At 70.5% G+C, this 4,461-nt stretch carries 5 protein-coding genes; 1 reads left to right on the forward strand and 4 read right to left on the reverse strand.

The features are described from left to right. The 3 genes from Q0C81_RS16545 to Q0C81_RS16555 all read right to left on the reverse strand — a co-directional run. Nucleotides 1–1,309: NAD(P)/FAD-dependent oxidoreductase (locus Q0C81_RS16545; protein ID WP_291840522.1), on the reverse strand; the 1,309-nt coding region annotated here is incomplete at its 3' end. A 51-nt stretch (nucleotides 1,310–1,360) separates the two neighbouring features. Then, on the reverse strand, nucleotides 1,361–2,077 hold the full coding sequence (locus tag Q0C81_RS16550; protein WP_291840524.1) for a class I SAM-dependent methyltransferase: 717 nt from the start codon (nucleotides 2,075–2,077) through the stop codon (nucleotides 1,361–1,363). After that, on the reverse strand, nucleotides 2,074–2,970 hold the full coding sequence (locus tag Q0C81_RS16555) for an AraC family transcriptional regulator (protein ID WP_291840527.1): 897 nt from the start codon (nucleotides 2,968–2,970) through the stop codon (nucleotides 2,074–2,076). The genes Q0C81_RS16550 and Q0C81_RS16555 overlap by 4 nt, the downstream gene beginning before the upstream one ends. Nucleotides 2,971–3,112: 142 nt before the next feature. Between Q0C81_RS16555 and Q0C81_RS16560 the strand changes: the two genes are divergently transcribed. Then, nucleotides 3,113–4,009, forward strand: coding sequence for an oxidoreductase (locus Q0C81_RS16560; RefSeq protein ID WP_291840531.1), 897 nt, complete (start codon nucleotides 3,113–3,115; stop codon nucleotides 4,007–4,009). 65 nt (nucleotides 4,010–4,074) lie between these two features. Here the strand turns inward: Q0C81_RS16560 and Q0C81_RS16565 are convergent. Next, on the reverse strand, nucleotides 4,075–4,461 hold a 387-nt coding region (locus Q0C81_RS16565; RefSeq protein ID WP_291840535.1), incomplete at its 5' end, for a DUF817 family protein.

A 4,461-nucleotide genomic window follows, 5' to 3' on the forward strand; every position in this document is an offset into this window, starting at 1 on the left:
GCCGGTCGACGGTCTCGATCATCAGGTCCGCCACCGTGTCGCGGTGCGCGTCCGCCAGATCGGGCGCGACGTGCTGGCAGAACAGGCTGGCCACATGCTGCCCCGGCGGGGCCAGGCCGTCGTCCAGCGTCGATGGGATCAGCATTTCCACGATCGGCTCGCTCGACCAGCCGTTCAGCCGCGCGCTCGCATGCGCCCGGTCCATGTAGTCCAGCGTCGGCGCGATGATGATGCCCGCCGTCAGGTGATCGCCGTGCCCCGGCAGGACCGTGAAGTTCGGCAGTTCCGACAGGGCCACGTTCATGCGGAAGGTGCCCGAGCCCGACTGGTAGTTCCCGATCCGCTCGCGGAAGTCCGCCGGCACGACCGCATCGTCCACCAGCCGTTCGAACAGCAGCCGGGGGTGCAGGTTGGACACGACGGCCCGCGCCCGCACCTTATCGCCGCCCTCGGTCACCGCGCCGACGGCCCGGCCCTGCTCGGTCAGCACCTCGGCCACGGCGGTGTCCAGCCGCACCTCGACGCCCAGCTCCGCGCAGGCCTTCGCCATCGCCTGGGTGATCGCCCCCATGCCGCCCAGGGCGTGGCCCCAGACGCCCTTGCGACCGTTCACCTCGCCGAACACGTGGTGCAGCAGCACATAGGCCGAGCCCGGCGTGTAGGGGCTGGCGTAGTTGCCGACCACGCTGTCGAAGCCGAACAGGGCCTTGATCGGATCGCTCTCGAACCAGCCGTCCAGCCAGTCGCCCGCCGACTTGGCGAACAGGTCCAGCAGGTCGCGCCGCCCCTGCACGTCCAGCCCCGCCGCCTGCTTGCCCAGCGACGCCCCCTTCAGCAGTTCCGGCAGCATGGCGGTCCAGCCGCCCTGGACCACATTGGGCGGACTTTTCAGGATCCAGTCGCGCAGGATGGCGGCCACAACCTCCAGCCGCCGCTCGTACTCGGGCAGGCGCGCCGCGTCCCTGGCCGAGAATTTGGCCACCTCGCCCTGGGTGCGCCCCTCCCCCGCCAGCAGGTAGCGGCCGTCGTCGAAGGGCAGGAAGTTGGAGACCTTGCGCTCAACCACGGTCAGCCCGTGCCGGGCCAGGTCCATGTCGGCGATGACCTTCGGGTTCAGCAGGCTGACGGTGTAGCTGGCGGTCGAGTTGCGGAAGCCGGGATGGAATTCCTCGGTCACCGCCGCCCCGCCGACCACATGGCGCCGCTCCAGCACCGTCACCTTCAGCCCGGCGCGCGCCAGATAGAAGGCGCAGACGAGGCCGTTGTGGCCCCCGCCCAGGATGACGACGTCGGTCGTGGTGGTGGTCATGGTCCCTCCCTCATGCCGCTCTAGCATGTCCGGCGAACCGGTCACCCCGCCTCAGGCCGGCCGGGTCCATTCCATCAGCATGAACCAGGGCGCCCGGACATAGCGGGCTCCGCGCAGCGGATCGCCTCCCACCGGCGTGGGCTCCTCGAACCGGGTGAGCGTCAGCCCCTGCTCCAGCAGCAGGGTCATGTAGGTACTCAGCGGGCGGTGCCAGTTCACGATCCGGATGCCCCGCCATTCAGCCCAAGCGGCCCGCTCCTCCAGATAGCCGTCCATCGCGAAGCCCGGTCGTCCATCGGCCAGCTTGGTCCAGCCCATGTCATGGGCCGCCCCGGCGGTGTTGAACCCGGTCAGGTTGGCGATCAGCAGCGTTCCGCCGGGCTTCAGCACCCGCGCCATCTCCGCGATCGCGGCGGCGATATCGGGAATGTCGATCAGCGACAGATAGCTGACCACCAGGTCGAACCGGTCGTCCTCGAACTCCAGCGCCTCGGCGCGGCCCAGGCGGTATTCACCCTTGTCGTCCAGCTCCCGGGCCCGCGCGATCAGCTCGGGCGTCGGATCGATCCCGACCGTCCGGACGCCCTCGTGCTGGAGCATCCGGCAGAACCGCCCCTCGCCGCAGCCGACGTCCAGCGCCTCGGCGAAGGCGCCCGCGCGCACCCTGGCCAGCATCGGCGCATCCATGACGAACCGGCGGCCATAGTCGCCGTCCTCGCCCATGTCGGCGATCCAAGCCTGGGCGGATTCGCTCCATCCATCGCTCACACCACCACCGCCAGCGACGGATCGGCCCTCAGCCGTTCCAGGTCGCGGCCCGGCGGGCGGCCGAACAGGCGGGCGTATTCGCGGCTGAACTGGGACGGGCTGTCGTAGCCGACGGTGAAGCCGATGCCGGCCACGTCCCGGCCCCGGCTGAGCAGCAGGTTGCGCGCCTCCTGCAGCCGGATCTGCTTCTGGTACTGCAGCGGGCTCATCGCGGTGACGGCCTTGAAGTGGCGGTGCAGCGAGGTCTCGCTCATGCCCGCCACCTCGGCCAGCCGCTCGATCCGCATCGGCTCGGCGTAGTGGACGCGCAGCCAGCGGATGGCGCGGCGCACCTGCGACAGCCGCCCGCCCTCGGCCCCGATCTGGCGCATCATGTCGGCGCGCTCGCCGGCCAGCAGCCGCCACATCAGCTCGCGCCGGATCAGCGGCGCCAGCACCGGGGCCTCCTGCGGGCGATCCAGCAGGCGGACCAGCCGGATCACCGCATCGATCAGGTCGTCGTCCATGTCGCTGACCGCCAGCGCCCGCACCGGCGGCGCCTCCGGCAGGGCGTCGCCCGCCTCCATCATCAGGTCCGCGATCACCGCCGGGTCCAGCGGTATGCCCACCGCCAGATAGGGCGCCGCGATCACCTGCCCGCTGACCGGCAGGTCCGCCGACACCACCAGATACTGTCCCGCGCGGTAGGGGTGGGTCTCGGCCCCCAGGGTGGTGTTCTTGGCCCCGTCGAGGATCAGGCACAGCATCGGCTCATAGACCAGCTGCTGCGCCTCGGTGACGCCGCTGCTGGCGATGATCTGCAACCCCGGCAGGGTCACGGGGCCCACGCCCTCGGGCGAGGTCTCCCCCATATGGCGGCGCACCAGGTCGGCGAGTTCGTGCAATCGGCTCATGGCGCCATCCAAGCCCTGACAGACACGCAAGACAAGCGCGCGAGGCGTGGGTTGGCGGGATTGTGCAAGAGAGTGGTGTGATCCGTCTACGGCCCGCCCGGTCCCCGGGCCCATACCGGGCCTCCCAACAAGGAGACTTCCCATGACCTCCCCCATGCCCCAGATCGGGCCCCGCACCTGGTTCGTCACCGGCGCCGCCCGCGGCCTGGGCGCCGCCATCGTCCGCACGGTTCTGGACGCCGGCGACCGCGTCGTCGCCACGGCCCGCAACCGCGCGGCCCTGGTCGAGACCCTCGGCCCCGACAGCGACCGCCTGCTGTCGGTCTCGCTGGACGTGACCGACCCCGCCGCCGCCCGGGCCGCCGTCGACGCGGCGCTGGCCGCCTTCGGCCGCATCGACGTGCTGGTCAACAACGCCGGCTACGGTCACCTTTCGCTGTTCGAGGAGTCGACGGCCGACGACGCCCAGGCCCAGTACGACACCAATGTCTTCGGCCTGATGCACGTCACCCGCGCCGTCCTGCCGACCATGCGGGCCCAGCGCTCGGGCCGCATCTTCAACGTCTCCTCGGTCGGCGGCATCGTCGGCGGCGCCAGCGGAAGCCTGTACTGCGCCTCGAAATTCGCCGTGGAGGGCTTCACCGAATCCCTCGCCGGCGAGGTGCGCGACTTCGGCATCCACGCCACCGTGGTCGAGCCGGGCTTCTTCCGCACCGACTTCCTGGAGCCGACCTCGGTTCGCCACGGCTCGCAGCCGATCGCCGACTACGCCGCCGTCTCGGAGGCGCTGAAGACCTTCTACGACAGCCGCAGCCGCAATCAGGCCGGCGACCCGGCCAAGCTGGGCCTGGCCCTGATCGCCCTGGCCGACGCCGACCAGCCGCCCGTCCGCTGGGCCGCGGGCACGGACGCCGTTGGCATGATCGAGGCCAAGATCGCCGGCCTGCAGGCCGAACTCGACGCCTGGCGCGCCCTGTCGCTGAGCACCGACGGCGATTTCGACTTCCGGGAAGAAGCGGGCGTGAGCGCCTGGGGCTGAGGTGAAGGGAGGCGGCAGGCGGATAGGCAATAGGCAATAGGGCGACCCGCTCCCCCTCCTCTTCCCTACTGCCTACTGCCTACTGCCTGCCCTTCTTCTTCCGGCCGATGCACGATCGACACCAGCACCACCGAGATGATCATCAGCAGGAACCAGCTGCCCAGCTTCTCCAGCCCGACCATCTCCCAGCCGTCCTCCTGACCCGGATAGGCCCAGGCGCGGCCGAACGTGCCCAGGTTCTCGGCGAACCAGATGAACAGCGAGACCAGGAAGAAGCCCAGCAGCAGCGGCATCCGCCGCCGCCGCCGGTCCGTGGTGAACCAGAACCAGCCGCGCCCGAAGATCAGCACCGTCGCCGCGAACAGGACCAGCCGCACGTCCGGCAGCCAGTGATGGGCGAAGAAGTTGACGTAGATCGCCGCCGCCAGCGCCCAGGCCGTCCACAGCGGCGG

The sequence above is a fragment of the Brevundimonas sp. genome, from assembly GCF_023259385.1.
GTDB lineage: Bacteria > Pseudomonadota > Alphaproteobacteria > Caulobacterales > Caulobacteraceae > Brevundimonas.